The organism is Pseudophaeobacter sp. (genome assembly GCF_039971195.1).
In the GTDB taxonomy this organism is placed as follows: Bacteria; Pseudomonadota; Alphaproteobacteria; order Rhodobacterales; family Rhodobacteraceae; genus Pseudophaeobacter.
Genome location: NZ_JBDWPJ010000069.1, coordinates 1 through 15,816 on the forward strand (window position 1 = coordinate 1; position 15,816 = coordinate 15,816).

General features: G+C 58.5%; 17 protein-coding genes. 10 read left to right on the forward strand and 7 right to left on the reverse strand.

Annotation, left to right across the window (positions count from 1 at the left end; genetic code table 11):
* A partial coding sequence (gene miaB / locus ABJP42_RS05795) for a tRNA (N6-isopentenyl adenosine(37)-C2)-methylthiotransferase MiaB (protein ID WP_348339205.1) occupies positions 1-1,279 on the reverse strand: 1,279 nt, incomplete at its 3' end.
* Positions 1,280-1,404: 125 nt separating this feature from the next.
* Here miaB and ABJP42_RS05800 point away from each other — a divergent pair.
* Complete coding sequence (locus tag ABJP42_RS05800; protein ID WP_348339322.1) at positions 1,405-2,274, forward strand: glycosyltransferase family protein; 870 nt, start codon at positions 1,405-1,407, stop codon at positions 2,272-2,274.
* 120 nt (positions 2,275-2,394) lie between these two features.
* Here ABJP42_RS05800 and ABJP42_RS05805 read toward each other — a convergent pair whose 3' ends face one another.
* On the reverse strand, positions 2,395-3,192 hold the full coding sequence (locus ABJP42_RS05805; protein WP_348339207.1) for a phytanoyl-CoA dioxygenase family protein: 798 nt from the start codon (positions 3,190-3,192) through the stop codon (positions 2,395-2,397).
* Between the two features lie 139 nt (positions 3,193-3,331).
* Between ABJP42_RS05805 and ABJP42_RS05810 the strand changes: the two genes are divergently transcribed.
* Entirely contained in the window at positions 3,332-4,225 is an 894-nt protein-coding gene (locus ABJP42_RS05810; protein WP_348339209.1) for a LysR family transcriptional regulator, read from the forward strand.
* Positions 4,226-4,238: 13 nt separating this feature from the next.
* Here the strand turns inward: ABJP42_RS05810 and irrA are convergent, their stop codons facing one another.
* The gene (irrA, locus tag ABJP42_RS05815) at positions 4,239-4,655 is read right to left on the reverse strand and encodes an iron response transcriptional regulator IrrA (protein WP_348339211.1); all 417 of its coding nucleotides are present in this window, start codon (positions 4,653-4,655) and stop codon (positions 4,239-4,241) included.
* Between the two features lie 211 nt (positions 4,656-4,866).
* Between irrA and fabA the strand changes: the two genes are divergently transcribed.
* Together fabA and ABJP42_RS05825 are read left to right on the forward strand one after the other, a co-directional pair.
* The gene (gene fabA / locus ABJP42_RS05820) at positions 4,867-5,376 is read left to right on the forward strand and encodes a bifunctional 3-hydroxydecanoyl-ACP dehydratase/trans-2-decenoyl-ACP isomerase (protein WP_348339213.1); all 510 of its coding nucleotides are present in this window, start codon (positions 4,867-4,869) and stop codon (positions 5,374-5,376) included.
* Between the two features lie 77 nt (positions 5,377-5,453).
* Positions 5,454-5,927, forward strand: a complete 474-nt coding sequence (locus tag ABJP42_RS05825; RefSeq protein ID WP_348339215.1) for a metal-independent carbonic anhydrase family protein — start codon at positions 5,454-5,456, stop codon at positions 5,925-5,927.
* A gap of 125 nt (positions 5,928-6,052) precedes the next feature.
* Here the strand turns inward: ABJP42_RS05825 and ABJP42_RS05830 are convergent, their stop codons facing one another.
* Positions 6,053-7,351 carry an enoyl ACP reductase FabMG family protein gene (locus tag ABJP42_RS05830; RefSeq protein ID WP_348339217.1) on the reverse strand — a complete coding sequence of 433 codons (1,299 nt, stop codon included), beginning with the start codon at positions 7,349-7,351 and terminating at the stop codon, positions 6,053-6,055.
* A 324-nt stretch (positions 7,352-7,675) separates the two neighbouring features.
* Here ABJP42_RS05830 and fabB point away from each other — a divergent pair, with 324 nt between their 5' ends.
* Positions 7,676-8,905: a beta-ketoacyl-ACP synthase I gene (gene fabB, locus ABJP42_RS05835; RefSeq protein WP_348339219.1), complete on the forward strand. Its 1,230-nt coding sequence runs from the start codon at positions 7,676-7,678 to the stop codon at positions 8,903-8,905.
* A 177-nt stretch (positions 8,906-9,082) separates the two neighbouring features.
* On the opposite strand, the gene ABJP42_RS05840 is transcribed toward fabB, so the two are convergent.
* Positions 9,083-10,150 carry an NAD(P)H-dependent flavin oxidoreductase gene (locus tag ABJP42_RS05840; protein WP_348339221.1) on the reverse strand — a complete coding sequence of 356 codons (1,068 nt, stop codon included), beginning with the start codon at positions 10,148-10,150 and terminating at the stop codon, positions 9,083-9,085.
* A gap of 170 nt (positions 10,151-10,320) precedes the next feature.
* A complete protein-coding gene (locus ABJP42_RS05845) occupies positions 10,321-10,698 on the reverse strand; it encodes a VOC family protein (RefSeq protein WP_348339223.1) in 378 nt (125 codons plus the stop codon).
* An 84-nt stretch (positions 10,699-10,782) separates the two neighbouring features.
* On the opposite strand from ABJP42_RS05845, the gene ABJP42_RS05850 reads away from it, so the two are divergent.
* Entirely contained in the window at positions 10,783-11,292 is a 510-nt protein-coding gene (locus ABJP42_RS05850; RefSeq protein ID WP_348339225.1) for a winged helix-turn-helix transcriptional regulator, read from the forward strand.
* A gap of 116 nt (positions 11,293-11,408) precedes the next feature.
* Here ABJP42_RS05850 and ABJP42_RS05855 read toward each other — a convergent pair whose 3' ends face one another.
* Positions 11,409-11,837: an FKBP-type peptidyl-prolyl cis-trans isomerase gene (locus tag ABJP42_RS05855; protein ID WP_348339227.1), complete on the reverse strand. Its 429-nt coding sequence runs from the start codon at positions 11,835-11,837 to the stop codon at positions 11,409-11,411.
* A gap of 219 nt (positions 11,838-12,056) precedes the next feature.
* Here ABJP42_RS05855 and ABJP42_RS05860 point away from each other — a divergent pair, with 219 nt between their 5' ends.
* Genes ABJP42_RS05860 through ABJP42_RS05875 form a run of 4 tightly spaced genes read left to right on the forward strand, consistent with a single transcriptional unit; the run spans position 12,057 to position 15,802 of the window.
* Complete coding sequence (locus ABJP42_RS05860; protein WP_348339229.1) at positions 12,057-12,743, forward strand: haloacid dehalogenase type II; 687 nt, start codon at positions 12,057-12,059, stop codon at positions 12,741-12,743.
* 15 nt (positions 12,744-12,758) lie between these two features.
* Positions 12,759-13,577 (forward strand): alpha/beta fold hydrolase, encoded by an 819-nt coding sequence (locus ABJP42_RS05865; protein ID WP_348339231.1) that lies wholly within the window; start codon positions 12,759-12,761, stop codon positions 13,575-13,577.
* Positions 13,577-14,554: a threonine ammonia-lyase gene (locus ABJP42_RS05870; protein ID WP_348339233.1), complete on the forward strand. Its 978-nt coding sequence runs from the start codon at positions 13,577-13,579 to the stop codon at positions 14,552-14,554. Before ABJP42_RS05865 ends, ABJP42_RS05870 begins: the two co-directional genes overlap by 1 nt.
* A 36-nt stretch (positions 14,555-14,590) precedes the next feature.
* On the forward strand, positions 14,591-15,802 hold the full coding sequence (locus ABJP42_RS05875; RefSeq protein ID WP_348339235.1) for an endonuclease/exonuclease/phosphatase family protein: 1,212 nt from the start codon (positions 14,591-14,593) through the stop codon (positions 15,800-15,802).
* Positions 15,803-15,816 lie beyond the last annotated feature (14 nt).

Here is a 15,816-nt window from a genome sequence, read left to right on the forward strand (position 1 = left end):
CAATGCGCACCCGTGCCAGATCGCCGGCTTGAAGATCACAGTCCGCCACATGGACCGCGTGCAGATAGTCCGACTTACCCAGCATCTGCCCCGCCTCGCGCCCCGGCTTTTCAAACAGCACGCCAACTTCGCGCCCCACCATGCTGTCCTGAATTTCGCGTTGCTGACGAGTCAAAAGCGCCTGCAGACGCTGCAGACGATCGTCGGCTTCGGTCGGATCCACCTGGGGGCGTTCCGCTGCGGGTGTGCCTGGGCGAGTGGAGTATTTGAAGGAATAGGCGGTGCCGTATTTGACCTCTTCCACCAGATCCAGCGTCGCCTGAAAATCCGCTTCGGTCTCTTCAGGGAAGCCGACAATGAAATCGCCTGAGATCAGAATATCGGGACGCGCGGCACGAATTCGCTCCAGCAGGCGCAGATAGCTTTCAGCAGTATGGCTGCGGTTCATCCGCTTCAGGATCTTGTCAGACCCGGCCTGCACCGGCAGATGCAGATAGGGCATCAGCTTCTTACAGGTGCCATGCGCCTCGATAAGATCATCCATCATGTCGTTGGGGTGACTGGTGGTAAACCGGATACGCTCGAGCCCGTCGACCTTGTCGAGCTCCCAGATCAGCTGCGCCAAGGTCAGATCGCCATTGGCTCCGGCACCGTGGTAGGCATTCACATTCTGCCCCAGCAGGGTGATTTCGCGCACGCCACGCTCTACCAGATCACGAGCCTCGGTCAGGATACGATCCGCCGGGCGCGAGACTTCGGCACCGCGGGTATAGGGCACCACGCAAAAGGCACAGAACTTGTCGCAGCCTTCCTGCACTGTGAGGAAAGCCGTGGGGCCACGTTTTGCCTTGGGGCGCCGTTTGAGTTTTTCAAACTTGTCTTCTTCCGGAAAATCCGTGTCGAGCACCTTTTCGCCCTCGCGCGCCTTTTCTTCCATCTCTGGCAGGCGGTGATAGCTTTGCGGCCCCACAACCAAATCGACCAATGGCTGGCGCCGCATGATCTCCTGTCCCTCCGCCTGGGCCACGCAACCCGCCACGCCGATCTTCAGATCAGGCTTCTCGGCCTTCAGCTTCTTGAACCGCCCAAGCTCCGAATAAACCTTCTCAGCCGCCTTCTCGCGAATATGACAGGTGTTCAGCAGGATCATGTCGGCCTCATCCGCTGATTTGGCCGCCGTATAGCCCTGCCCGCCCAGCGCTTCGGCCATGCGTTCACTGTCATAGACATTCATCTGACAACCATAGGTCTTGATAAACAGCTTCTTGGGCGCGGTCATGTCGGTGGAGCCTTTCAGCGAGAGGGGAACAACGGCCTGCCATAGCGGCAAATCTCGTGGCTTGCAATGCAGGCGGGATTACCCGATTTTAGGGGCAAATGCCAGAAAGGCAGAGGCACATGAGCATGATGTATTCGTCGCTGGATGATTTTCTCAACCAACAAAAGGCCCTACTGGTCAAAGGACCGGTGGCGCTGATCTTTGTCGAAGACGATGTAGAGGTGGCCACCACCCTGCGTCACCATCTGCAATCCGGGTTCAAAGCGATCATAGCCCTGATGCCGGATGCCTTTGACCTGCCGCGCGACATCAAGGCCAAAATTCACCGGGTGCCTTTTGACTGCAGCGCGCCGGAATCGGTTTTTGCCGCCGTCAACCGTATCATTGCAGCGGCACAGCCGGGGTGCTGGCTTTACTACTGCTACAACGCCGAATTCCTGTTCTACCCTTTCTGCGAAACCCGCACGGTGGCAGAAATGCTGACCTTCCACACCGAAGAGCGGCGCTCGGCCATGCTGTCCTACGTAATTGATCTCTATGCCGGTGATCTGGACAAACACCCCAGTGCAGTTTCCCTGGAAACGGCCTTTCTTGATAAATCGGGCTATTATGCCCAGGCCCGCTGGGATGACCTGGCCAAAGGTCCGCGCGAACGCCAACTGGATTTCTTTGGCGGGGTGCGCTGGCGCCACGAAGAGCATATCCCCTGGGCCAGCCGCAAAATCGATCGGATCTCCCTGTTTCAAGCCAAGGAAGGGCTGGAGCTTCAAAGCGACCACACCTTTAATGATCAAGAATACAACACCTATGCCTGCCCCTGGCACCACAACCTGACGGCCGCGATCTGCTCGTTCAGAACCGCCAAAGCGCTGAAACGCAATCCGGGATCAGATTTTGCCATCGACAGTTTCCGCTGGCACAATTCAACCCCTTTTGACTGGCACTCCCGCCAGCTTCTGGACCTTGGGTTGATGGAACCTGGACAATGGTTCTAACCCCCCAGGCCAGAACCACTGCCGCGCCCTTCATTTGGCCCCAAATATCCCAGGGGTGAATTGCGCCTCAAAGGCGCAAGAGGGGGCAGAGCCCCCCCCGACCCGGAACCCCAGCAGCACTTAGCGCTGCAGCAATACCGGAAACCAATCTTCGCGCAAGCGCTGCCCTGGCTTCATTTCATGGCCGGGATAGGGTGGCGAGGTTGGGCCCGGACGTTCCACATAACGCGCATCTTCGCCGACCAAACGTAAGGAGAACGCCCTACGACGGGTTTCACTGGTATTGGCCCGCGCGCCATGCAGGGTTTTGTAGTTGAACGCCACCGCATCGCCCGGCTCCATTTCCCACTCACGGATTGTCATTTCTTCGGCATCCGGATCAGGCACCGCCATATATTGCCCCTCATCGACAAAGAACCCCTCCTCTGACACCCAGCGCGTCGGCAGCACTTCCTTTTCCCACCGGTGCGACCCCGCCACGCAGCGCAGTGTGGCATCGGTTACCGGATCCAACGGCGACCAGAAACTGATCGTCTGCGCACCTTCGACAAAATAATAGGGCCCGTCCTGATGCCAGGGAGTTGCCATCGAAGTGCCAGGCTCTTTCACCAATACATGATCATGGAATATCTGCACCCGATCCGACTGCATCAGATCCGCGGCCACCTCGGCCACCGGAGAAGCCTTGATCGCCGCCCCAAACTGCGGGATGCGCGGCCAGTTGCAATAGTCGTCAAAAAACCGCCCCGTCTGGCCAGCCTTTTCATTGTTTGACGCATAGGGGCCAGGCGCGGCCAGGTTTGCTTCTACGCCTTGGCGCAGCTGTTCGACCTGGTCTTTGAACAGGCCTTTGACCAGAACCACACCGTCGCGCTGGAACTGCTCGATATGATCTTGCGTGATGAGGGGGTGCACCATGAAAAGGGTCTCCGTCTGTACGGCGCCGCGCGGGTCGACACCGGGAAGTGAGCATCAAAAGATGTATTTTTGCTGCACCGACCCTGCCGCCTCCCCCAGTTAGTTTCAAATCATATATTGCTAAGATAGTCATAACCCCATGCTATATCTTACATTGCGCCACTACGAATATATCTGCGCCGTTGCTCATCACGGCAGCCTGTCGAACGCAGCACAGGCCCTGCATGTGAGCCAGCCCGCCCTCTCCACCGCCCTTGCCCGGATCGAAGATCACCTGGGCCAGGCCCTGTTTGTGCGACGACGCGGCGCGCCTTTGACTTTGACACCCCAGGGCCGGGAATTTGCCAGAGAGGCGCAAAGCCTGATCGAACAGGCCGCCAGGCTGGAAGATCCCGAAGGGGCCCGCGCAGCGCAACAAAACCTGGTTATCGGATGTTTTGCAGATCTGGCCCCCTTTATCCTGGCCCCGGCCCTACGCTCCCTGCGTCAGGCGCTTCCAGATCTGGTCACAACCACCCGCACCGCCAGTTTCACCAGCCTCACCGAGGGGCTGCTCCAGGGAGAGATCGACCTTGCTGTGACCTACGATCTGGGGCTGGACGCCGGGTTTGAGCGCCAGGTGATCGGCCATCGCGCCCCGCAGGCCCTGGTGCCGCCTTCCCATCCGCTGGCACAAAGTAAAAGCGTCTCCTTGGCACAGTTGGCTGCAGAACCGCTTGTGCTCTCCCAAGAAGGTCTCTCTGTGCAGCATATGCTGACACTTTTCAAAAGCCTTGGATTCACGCCTCGCATTGCCCATCGGGCCGCTTCGCTTGAGGTGCTGCGCAGCCTCGCCGCCAATGGCGAAGGGATCGGCATCAGCTATAGCGCACCAGCCCTTTCACATAGCTATGACGGCAAAGCGCTGTCCCGAGTTCCCATTAGCGACCCCGAGGCGCCAGAACCTGTGGTCCTTGTCTGCCACGGCAGACCAAAGGATGATTCGTGCCTGGCACGCGCCAGAGCAGTACTGCTGGAGGCATTGGTAACCTAGGGAACGGGCTAGGTCAGATCTTGCGCAGGCGAATGACCACATCCACCGAAGCAATCTCCATCCCCTCAGGGGCATCAGGCAAACGCTGGATCACCAGTTGATCCGAAGGCGCATCCGTGACCCGGCCACCTTCTTCCCAGAAATAATGCGGGTGATCATGAGTGTTGGTGTCAAAATAGCTTTTTGACCCATCCACAGTGATTTCCTGCAGCACGCCAGCCTCACAAAAGGCCCGAAGCGTGTTGTAGACAGTTGCCAAGGACACGGCCGTGCCTTTGGTCTTGGCCGCATCAAACAGGCTTTCGGCTGTCACGTGCCGGTGATTGCCATCGCCCACCAAAAGTTCCGCCAGGGCGAGCCTCTGACGGGTGGGGCGCAGGCCGGCATCTACCAGCCAATTTGTTGCCAGGTCTTCGCTGTTTGGCGTCATGTGCGGATCCTGCATCGCGTTGCTAGGGCTGTTTATACTGCGAATGAATTGCATTTTTCAAACAGAATTCCCAATTGGCTAAAACCGCAGCTGCATATTGCTGTGACATATTCCCCCTGTTCCTACAGGGTCACTGCCCTTGCGGGACCCTCAGGCCGGGTGCTACAGGAGGGAAAAGAAATGAAACACCTCAGGCAGGAGACGCGCCAGCATGGCCGATTACCCCAGCAGCTTTGACAAAGATGATCTGTTGAAATGTGCCCGCGGAGAGCTGTTTGGCCCCGGCAATGCCCAGCTGCCAGCACCGCCGATGTTGATGATGGACCGCATCACCGAAGTGAGCGCCGATGGCGGCGCCCATGGCAAGGGCCACATCCTGGCCGAATTCGATATCAACCCGGATCTGTGGTTCTTTGACTGCCATTTCCCCGGCAATCCGATCATGCCCGGCTGCCTAGGCCTGGATGGTCTGTGGCAGCTCACCGGATTCAACCTCGGCTGGCGCGGCTGGAAAGGTCGCGGCATGGCTGTTGGCGTGGGTGAGGTCAAACTCACCGGTATGGTTCGCCCCGAACGCAAGATGCTGACCTACAAGATCGACTTCAAAAAAGCGATCCAGACCCGTCGCCTGACCATGGGCGTTGCGGATGGCATTGTCGAAGCCGATGGTGAGATGATCTACGACGTTAAGGATATGAAGGTCGTGCTGTCCGAAGCCTGATTGTCCGAACTAATAAACAGAAACGGCTTGAGGCCTTGGGGCCTCACTCAAGCCAAAAATTTGCAGGGAGAGCCCTCATGTCGATCACCAAAGCAGATTTAACCGCAGCCCTTACCGCTTGGGGAAATGGCAAGGTTGCTATCTCGAAAGCATTCGAGGATGGCGGCATTGACGCAGCTCGTCAGGTCGCTTCTACCCACCTAGATGCGATCTATGGGTACAATATGGGACCCGTACTGTTCAAACCCACCATGGCTCGCGGAGAGCAGACCTTCCGCCCGACCAAGGACGGAGCTTTGGCCTATTTTTGCGGTCATTCAGAGGAATACCCACTGGATAGTGGTTTTGCGATCCAGGGCTGGCGTTCAATGGAAAGCGTGACCGCAGCGGAGTTCATCGAAGGTGATGTTGCCATGTGGATGGGCTGGGTCATGCTGACAGACAAGGATGGCAAGGTCACCAAGGTCGACAAGAGTTTTGGCTACAAGAAAGACGCAGACGGCACCCTGCGCATTGTACTGCACCACTCTTCCCTGCCTTTTGAGGGGTGACTTAAACACTCTGATCATCCCGACAGGTCAGAGTGCCACGCTGTAAGAGGCGACTTGGAATGACAAAAGAGGCCCGAGGGCCTCTTTTTTATTGGTCGCGTTTGTTGCAAGCGGTTTGCGGGGGATTATCCCTTTTGAGCCGCAAGTTGGCGGGCAACCAGATCATGGTCGAGCCACAGTACCGGACCTGCCGGAGCACTGGCCTCGCCAAAGATCAACTGACCCGTGGCATCAACCACATGGTGGCTCAGCACATCGCTCACCAATTCCTTGCGGTTCTTGTGCAGGCCAACGATGTCCTGCGAGGTGCCGACGGTTTTTTCGACCTGATCCGCCGCATTGGCCATTGGCCAGGCTTCAAAATCATAAAATGGCTGCATCGCCGGGTCGCACTGGTAGTCCTGAACCGTTTGCAGCAGAGTCTCCAGTGGAACGCCCTCTTTCAGCATCTCCTGGCACTGTTGCCACACCCCATCAACCCAATCGCCGCCGCCCTCTTTGCGGAACGCTTCGAGCAGGGGCAGCAGGGAGAGTTCGATACCAGCAAAGACATCCGACGAGTTGGTACGGATCTCGGGGCAGTTGAACACAGTTGCCTTGATGCCATCGACCCAGGCCGCCTGGGCAAACCCTTCCAGGCGCATCTTGGCATAGCCCTGCGTATAGCTGGTATAGGTCTGCCAGCGGTACTCCCCCTCAATCAAAATGCGGGTGCCATGATAGCCATAGGCAGTATAACGCACCTGGCCACCATTGGCTTCGATCTGCGCCCGCAGTGCGGCGCTCTGGGACAGCAAATGGCCAAAGCTGTTGGCCGTCACCTCATCAAAGTTCTGTAGGATCAACTTGCCCAGATCGCTGTCCAGCAGCGCCTGCGATGACAGATGGCGCGCGCCACGTCCCTTGTAGATCCGGTTGGCAATTGCCAGGAAAGCCTTGGCGCGCGGAATTCCGCCCGCCATTGTATGGGCAAAAAACACGTTCTTGCCTTCAGGGATCATTTCACCCAGCTGCGCCATGACTTGCGCCAATGCATCGGTGAAGCGCGCAACGCCGATCTCGCGGCAGCGATCAACCTGCGCCCAATCGAGTTTGAACTCCTGCCAGTTGTCCAAAGTCATACCGCCCAACATATCCGTTGGTGTGGCGCCGCCAGCTGGCGCATCCATGTCAAAACCGGCCATCAGCGGCACATTGATAATGCGCCCCCCCAGGTTGGCCTCTGCTTCAGACAGTTCCTCATCCGTCAGCGGGCGCAGAGCGCCCTGGTCATCGCGGCGGCCAACGGTGATGCCAATAACTGCCATGCCTGCCGCCTTGGCGGCGTCAATCAGCCCTGTGGCATAGCCACGACCAAAGAGTTCACCAAAGAGAACAAAAACATCCCCCTTCTCGAACAGAGTGTTTTCGGGGAGGGCTGTCATGGGAATGGAGTGTTTCATCAATATCATCTGCTTTGTGTCTACCCGGCCGGATTTTACCTGGACAGGATGCGTTAGCGTGGTGGGACCAGTTGTGTAGCTTACCCTATCCCATTACCCATCAAAAGAAGCTTGGCAATATATAGGCGGGTCTGAAGTGCTATTTTTTAGGCAGATTGCTTCATCTCGGGTGTTTGCGCCACGGGTTCAGCCTCTTCGGGACAATCCGTCCTGTTGCCTTCCGGGTTCTGACGGGCAATCTCAACCTATCTTGCGCCTCAGCACCGCAATGCCTAGTAAGACATAAGCAAACAAGGGAGTGCACGTATGCGTCGTGTCGTCGTCACTGGTCTGGGGATCGTCTCCTCTATCGGAAACAACACCGAAGAAGTCATCGCCTCATTGAAGGCGGGAAAGTCGGGCATCGTTGCCAGCCCGGAAATGACCGAGCACGGCTTTCGCAGCCAGATCGCCGGGACACTGAAGATCGACATCAAAGAACATGTCGACAAACGGACGCTGCGGTTCATGGGACCCGGTGCCGCCTATGCCCATATCGCCATGAGCCAGGCCATTGCCGATGCAGGGCTTTCCGAGGATCAGGTCATCAACACCCGCACCGGTCTGGTTGCGGGCTCTGGCGGCCCCTCCACCTCTGCCATGCTGACCGCACATCAGGTGGTGGCCAAGACCGGCGCCACCAAACGGATTGGCCCCTTTGCGGTGCCAAAATGCATGTCCTCGACCATTTCGGCCAACCTCGCGACGGCCTTCAAGATCAAGGGCATCAACTATTCCATCACCTCGGCCTGCTCCACCTCGCTGCATTGCATCGGCAATGCCGCCGAGCAGATCATGATGGGCAAACAGGACGTAATGTTTGCCGGCGGCGGTGAAGAGCTGGACTGGACTCTGTCCTGCCTGTTCGATGCAATGGGCGCGATGTCCTCCAAGAAGAACGACGATCCTGAAGCGGCCAGCCGCGCCTTTGATCAGGACCGCGACGGTTTTGTCATCTCTGGCGGTGGCGGCATGGTGGTGCTTGAAGATCTCGATCACGCGCTGGCGCGTGGAGCCAAGATCTACGCCGAAGTTGTCGGCTATGCGGCGACTTCTGACGGCCACGACATGGTTGCACCCTCTGGCGAAGGGGGCGAACGGGCCATGCGTCTGGCGCTCTCAACTGTGCCCGAAGGGCGCAAGGTCAGCTATATCAACGCCCATGGCACCTCCACGCCCGTTGGCGATGTTGGTGAAGTCGAAGCCGTGCGCCGGGTCTTTGGCGAGGGCCAGACCCCGCCAATCTCATCAACCAAGTCGATGACCGGTCACGCCCAGGGTGCCGCCGGCGCATTGGAAGCCATCTTCTGCCTCCTGATGCTGGACAATGACTTCATCACCCCATCGATCAATGTGGATACCCTAGCCGAGGGCATCCTGCCCGGTGAGGTTGCCACCGACCTCGTTGAAGAGGCTGGGCTCGATTGTGTCATGACCAATAGTTTTGGCTTTGGTGGCACCAATGGGTCGATGGTTCTGAGCAAATACAAGGGATAGATCATCCCCGACTAAGGTCTTGATCGGCAATTTGGCGGGTCAAGACCCCACTCCTCTGCGATTGGCCACCAAGGCCAGGCACAACGCGGTCTTTGCTTTGTTCTCACTGCACCGTTGAAATAGTTTGACCCACAAGAGACTAAACCTTTTCAAGTAAAGGGTTTTTGGGACCCAAATTCAAGCCTGTGCCGAGCGCAACTCCTGCACCAAAAGATGCACCAGATCCGCGCTCGCCATTGGTCGGGACCGATCAGCACCGGTGCCGGCCCACTGCGCACCAAACCCCTTTTCTCCCATTGATTTTGCCGCAGCATTCAATGCCTTTCCCGCGTCATAGGCAATTGGATAGTCAGGTATGCACAACTCTTCCTGGGCTTCTGCCCAGGTGGTGAAGCCATTCACCAGGCAGCGCGCAGGTCGTCCGGAAATGGCCGCAGTCATCCGCGTCCCCCCTGCAACAGCCTGGGCCAAAGTTTCGCGATAGCCTGCATCTGCTTGGCTTTCGTCACAGCCGACAAAGGCCGTCCCAAGCTGGGCCGCGCTGGCACCAAGGCGCAGCGCCTGGGCAATATCAGACCCGGTCATCATGCCGCCGGCTGCAATCACAGGCAGCTTTAGTTCCGCCACCAATGCGCGGGTCAGGGCAAATGTATCCTGCCGCGCATCTGGCGCCTCAACATCAAAAATCCCGCGATGCCCCCCAGCTTCCCAACCCTGGGCCACAATCGCATCAAGACCCGCGGCCGCAATCGCCCGCCCCTCAGTCAGCGAGGTCGCCGTGGCCATCAGAAAAATCCCCTTGGCCTGGAGCGCCTGAACCAGATCCGCATCTGGCAGGCCAAAATGAAAGCTCACCACAGCAGGCGCCTCTGTGAGCAAAAGATCCTGAACCGCAGAATCGGCACAGAAACTGGTATAGATTTCCGACAGGCTCTCGGGTGGAGAGGCGCCAAACCGTGCAAACAAGGGCGCAAGCCGGGTTGTCCATGCCGCCTCAACCTCCGCGTCGGCCTGGGCTGGTCGATGGCAAAACACATTCACGTTGAACGGCTTGGGAGTCAGGGATCGCGTTGCACAGATCATCGCGCCGGCCTGATCTGCAGTGGCCGCGCCAATGCCCAAGGCCCCCAATCCACCGGCATTGCTGACAGCGGCAGCCATTTCAGGCGTGCTGACCCCCGCCATCGGCGCCTGAAAGATTGGCCAGTCCAGGCCAATGCGCGTTGTAATCTCCTGTCCCGGCATGGGCTACCCTCCCGCTGTCCTCTAGACGCAGCAAAGCCAGATGCAGCCTCAAAGGCAAGACAAAGGGAAAGGGCCAGTGTTTCTACTGACCCTCGCCAAATTCACAAATCCAACCTTCGGAAGAACCAGCCTGTCAAGACCCGCATACCCCAAGTAGAGGCAATCACAGTTCACGCATTGCCTGTGAGATCTTCGGCAAGCATCAACGCATTGCCATCTGGGTCAAAAAAGGTCGCCGTCTTGACCATGCCCTCGATGACCTCGGTTGCGCCATCAAAGGCCACTTCAGCTTTTTCCAGCTTGCCTCGGGCCTCATCGAGGTCGGCAATGCCAAAGACCGGAACACAATTGCCGGGGCTGGCACTGGCCTGCTCCCCCAGACCGATTGTCACCCCTTTGGTATTGGTCTGCACCTCGGACCAACCGGCCTCATCCGCATGATAGAGGGTCTCGAATCCAAGCATCTCTTTGTACCAGGAGGCACTGGAATGCCGATCTGTGACCGAAATGGCAATTGTGATGGTTTCATTTGGTGAAATGAGTGACATCGTCTTTCCTTTGATTCTAAAATAAAGTAACTATACTTTATGCACATTAACTCGCTTGTCAACATCACTTCAAAAGCCTGGGCCATGCCCATTCTGTCCTGCCTGCACGACAAGGTCCCTGGGCGGCAGGCGGCTTTGCTGGCGACAACCGGCGCCGGTCGCGGAGCCTTTACTGCCAGCATGCAGCACCTCATCCAGATTGGATTGGTGGAGCGCAACCCCGGCCACGGCCACCCCTTGCGACCTGAATTTCGCCTGACCCAATCGGGAAGTGACGCAGCGGCCACTGCAAGTTTACTTCTCAAAGCGGCGGAAGCTGAGGACCAAGTCCTGTTGCGCCGCGCCTGGACGCTACCCATTTTGGCGGCGCTGTCGGTGCCTTGCTATTTTGGTGAGATCAAAAAGTACCTGCCAAAGATCACCGACCGCGCCCTGTCGCAATCCCTGCAACTCTTGGAAGGGCAAGGCTGGGTTGAGCGCAGTGTCAGCGCTGCCGATCGCCCACCGCGCCCCGTCTACTGCGCCATAAACACCGGGGCACGTATCAGTCTGGTAGCCAGCAAACAGATCTCTTTTTCCCCGCAGGAAGAGTGACCCCCTCCTCGCGGTCGGCATTAAAAAACCTGCAAGAGCAATGAAGCCCTTGCAGGTTGATTTTCGCCGCCTCAAGCCAACAATGGCAAAGCTAGACGCCTTGCCAAAGGGCTAGATCAGCCGATTGAGACCAGCTCGATGTCAAAATTCAGGTCTTTGCCCGCCAAGGGATGATTGGCATCCAGCGTAACGGTGGCCTCGGTGACCTCGACAACGGTCACAGGCAGCACGTGACCCTCGGGGCTTTGCATCTGCAGCTGTGTGCCCAGCTCAAGCGGGATATCATCCGGGATGCCTTCGCGTGGGATCGCCTGGCGCGCTTCGGGGTTCAGCGGGCCATAGGCATCTTCCGCAGGGATTTCGAGGCGCTTCTTGTCACCGACAACCATGCCCGGCAGACCAGCATCCATGCCCGCAATCACCTGACCAGTGCCGACGGTGAACTCCAGCGGGTCACGCCCTTCGGAGCTGTCAAAGACAGAGCCATCCGTCAGGGTGCCAGTATAATGGATGCGGACAGTATCGCCGTTCTTTACCTCGGTCATGTGACCTCCAGTTGATCTATGAGTTACAGTGGCCGGCACCCTACAGTTCCCGAGGGTGATGTAAACCCGCTCATGCCCTGCTCTTGCCCCAGACCGGGAACGGGCGAGCAAAAGTCACGCCAGTTGACATGCTCTCGCTTCGGGGAATTGTATCCATCACAAGTTCGCGCTTTGCACCCGCGCCCAGCCCATGACAGGATACCCACAAGGGAGAACTCGATGCCAATCACCACCTGTGTTTTTGATGCCTATGGCACGTTGTTTGATGTAGCCGCCGCCGCGCGACAGGCCGCTGCGGAACCAGACTTTCCGCATTTGCAGGACAATTGGGCCGCTTTGGCCAATCACTGGCGGCTGAAACAGCTGCAATATACCTGGCTGCGTGCCATTACGGATGCCCACTGCGGGTTTTGGCAGGTGACACAAGATGGGCTCGACTGGGCGCTCGAGGCCACGGGCCTGACGGGAGACCCCAAGCTGCGACAGCGACTTCTGGATCTTTATTGGGAGCTTCAGGCCTACCCGGAAGTTCCCGAGATGCTGGCCGCGCTGAAACAGGCCGGGATGAACACTGCGATCCTGTCCAATGGCTCCCCTGACATGCTGGATGGGGCCGTGCAGTCAGCCGGCATTGGCGCGGTTCTGGATGATGTGCTCTCGGTGGAAAGCGTCGGCATCTTCAAACCGGATGCGCGGGTCTATGATCTTGTCGGGCAGCGGTTCAACTGCCAGAACGATGAGGTGCTCTTTGTCTCCTCCAATGGCTGGGATGCAGCCGGAGCAGCGGGCTATGGCTTTACCACAGCCTGGGTCAATCGCGCCGCAGAGCCGGTTGATCGCCTGCCCTGGATTCCGGATCAAATCCTGACGGATCTCACCTCTATTCCGGATCTTGCCAGGGCATAGTCAAAGGCCTTTTTCATGAGCTTTTTCACCACCTCCGATGGCCTGCCGCTGTTCTATGAGGAAAGCGGCACCGCAACAGGCACTCCGTTGATCTGTCTGGCCGGGCTGACCCGGTGCGGCCGGGATTTTCGCTATTTTTCACCGCACGCGCAACACTACCGCCTGATCACGCTGGATGCGCGGGGGCGCGGGCAATCGGATTATGACCCCAAATTCGGGAACTACAACGTCCCGCGCGAGGCCCAGGATGTGCTGGAACTGATGGATCACCTTGATCTGGCAAAAGCCGCCGTGCTGGGCACCTCGCGCGGAGGCATGGTCGCCATGATGCTGGCGGCCAGTGCCAAATCGCGCCTGTCGGCAGTGATCCTCAACGATGTTGGCCCAGTCATTCCGGCCGATGGCATCGAACGCATCATGATGTATGTCGGCCGCCGTCCCGCTGCCAAAATCCATGCGAAGGCTGCGGAAACTCTGGCTGGTCTGATGGGCCCGGATTTTGGCGATGTGCCTGCCCAGCGCTGGCGGGAAGAAGTCGAAGTCTTTTATGAGGCAACACCTGAGGGGCTGCAGCTGCGCTATGACCCGCGCCTGCGCGATGCTCTGCTGGAACAGGCCAAATCCGGCCCGCCACTGTTCCTGGCCCTAGAGGGTGTGCCCTGCGGCATCATTCGTGGAGCGAATTCCGATGTGCTGAGCCGCGAAACCTATCTGGAAAAGCAGCAGCGCCTGCCTGGCATAAAGGCCGTCGAACTCCCCAACCGCGGCCATGTTCCCTTTCTGGACGAGCCTCAGTCCCTCTCCCTTATTCAATCCGTTTTGGAGTCTATTTGATGTCTTCCTTTGAAATGATCCAAGCCGCCGCCACAAGGTTGCGCGGCCATGCCAGCGTCACGCCGATGCTGTCATCGCCCTTTCTGGACGAAATCGCCGGGCGCCGGGTTTTGGTCAAGGCCGAGTGCCTGCAGCATACCGGATCTTTCAAATTTCGCGGCGGCTGGTCGGCAATTTCCGCCCTTGGCGAAGCGGAACGCACCCGCGGCGTTCTGGCCTATTCCAGCGGCAACCACGCCCAGGGCGTTGCCGCCGCAGCCAAGGCCCACGGGGTCGCCGCTGTCATCCTGATGCCCGCCGATGCGCCTGAGCTAAAGATCGACAACACCCGCGCCTTGGGGGCCGAGGTGGTGCTTTATGATCGTGCTGGCGGCGAAGACCGTAGCGTCATAGGTCAGGCCCTGGCGCAGGAGCGCGGCCTCACCCTGATCAAACCCTATGACGAACCGCAGGTGATTGCCGGACAGGGCAGCGTTGGCCTGGAGATCGCCAATCAGGCCAAGGCAGAGGGTATTACAGAGGCCGAGGTACTGGTCTGCTGCGGCGGCGGAGGTCTCACCAGCGGTGTGGCCCTGGCGCTGGAGGGGATGGCCCCCGGCCTGCGGGTCCGCCCGGTAGAGCCCAAGGGTTTTGACGATGTTGCCCGGTCGTTGGAAAGCGGCGAAATCCAGAGCAACGCAGAAATCTCTGGCTCGATTTGCGACGCCATACTGACACCCGCCCCCGGTGAGCTCACCTTTCCAGTGCTCCAGCGCCTTTGTGGTGGCGGCATGATCGTTACCGAAGAGGAAGCCCTGCGGGCCATGGCCTTGGCCTTTTTGCGCCTGAAAATCGTCCTCGAACCCGGCGGCGCTGTGGCCCTGGCCGCGGCCCTGTTCCACCCCGACCAGATCGAAGGCGATGCGGTGATTGCCGTGGCCACAGGTGGCAATGTTGATGCAACGCTGTTCCAGCGCGCCATCAGCAGCTATGCTTGAGACAGCACGGCAGCCATCCAATCGGGAGAGATCGACATGAGCCGTTTCACCATTGCATCCTTCAATGTCAAAAACCTGATCGGTCCCGATCAGGAATACTACCGGTTCCAAAGCTACACACCCGAGGAATACGCCTGGAAATCGGATTGGATGGCCGATCAACTGCTGACGCTGGATGCCGATATCGTCGGATTTCAGGAAATCTTTGAGGAAGAGCCTCTGCGCGAGGTCATTGCCGAAGCCGACGCCCGAGGCATTCAGGCCAATGCCGCCACGGTACCTGATCGCTCCAAGCGCTATCATCGCAAGGCCATTTTTCGCAAACTGGCCTATGGCCCCTATGGCACAGGCGGTCTCGTCTTTGCGCCCAACGTCAATGACACTGGCAAGTCTGGCCACCGCCGCCCAGGTCTGGCCATCCTGTCCCGTTTTGGCTTTGTTGGCACACCGGAAATCATTCAAGACCTGGATCCACCGCTGGATATCCCGATGTCCCACCTGGGTGGCGAAGAAGAGGCCGGCCACTACACTCTGCGCTGCCTGTCACGCCCCATCCTAAAGGCGCGCATTCCGATCAATGGTCAGATCGTCTCCGTTTTCAACTGCCATCTGAAATCCAAACTCGGCGAATTCATCACCCCGCCCGGTGCTGGGCAGGCCCCTGAAACCGTGCTGACCGCCTATGACGCCGCAGGCCGCGCCCTGGGGGCAATGCGTGCTGCCCTGCGCCGCATGGGCGAAGCCTGGGTACTGCGCCGCGCCATTCTCGAGGAGCTGGAGCAGGACCGCCCGGTGCTGGTCTTAGGAGACTTCAACGATGGCGAACATGCGGTCAGCAGCGAGATCATCTCGGGCGAGGTGCCGTTTCGCAACTACTCCTGGATGCTGCGCCACGATGCCAAACACGGCAGCGACCGCTACAGCCGCTCCGAGAATGACCAAATCCAGGAAGCCGTGGATAAGGTCCGCCTGCGCTCGGCGGAGAAGACTTTCCTGAAACGCTCTTTGCGCGATGTGGTCTACACCACCGCCTTTGGCGGCGTGCATGAAAGCATCGATCAGATCTATATGTCACGCCATTTTGACCCCGCTTGGAAAGGCGCCATGGGCAAGATGCATTACTTCAGCGTCTTCAACGATCATCTGACCGATGGCAGCCACCCCGAAGCGCCCTATAACAAACTTGCCTCGGATCACGGGCAGATCATGGCCCATATGGAGCTGACTACACCCGAGCCACCGGAATAACCCTGTCGAGCTTT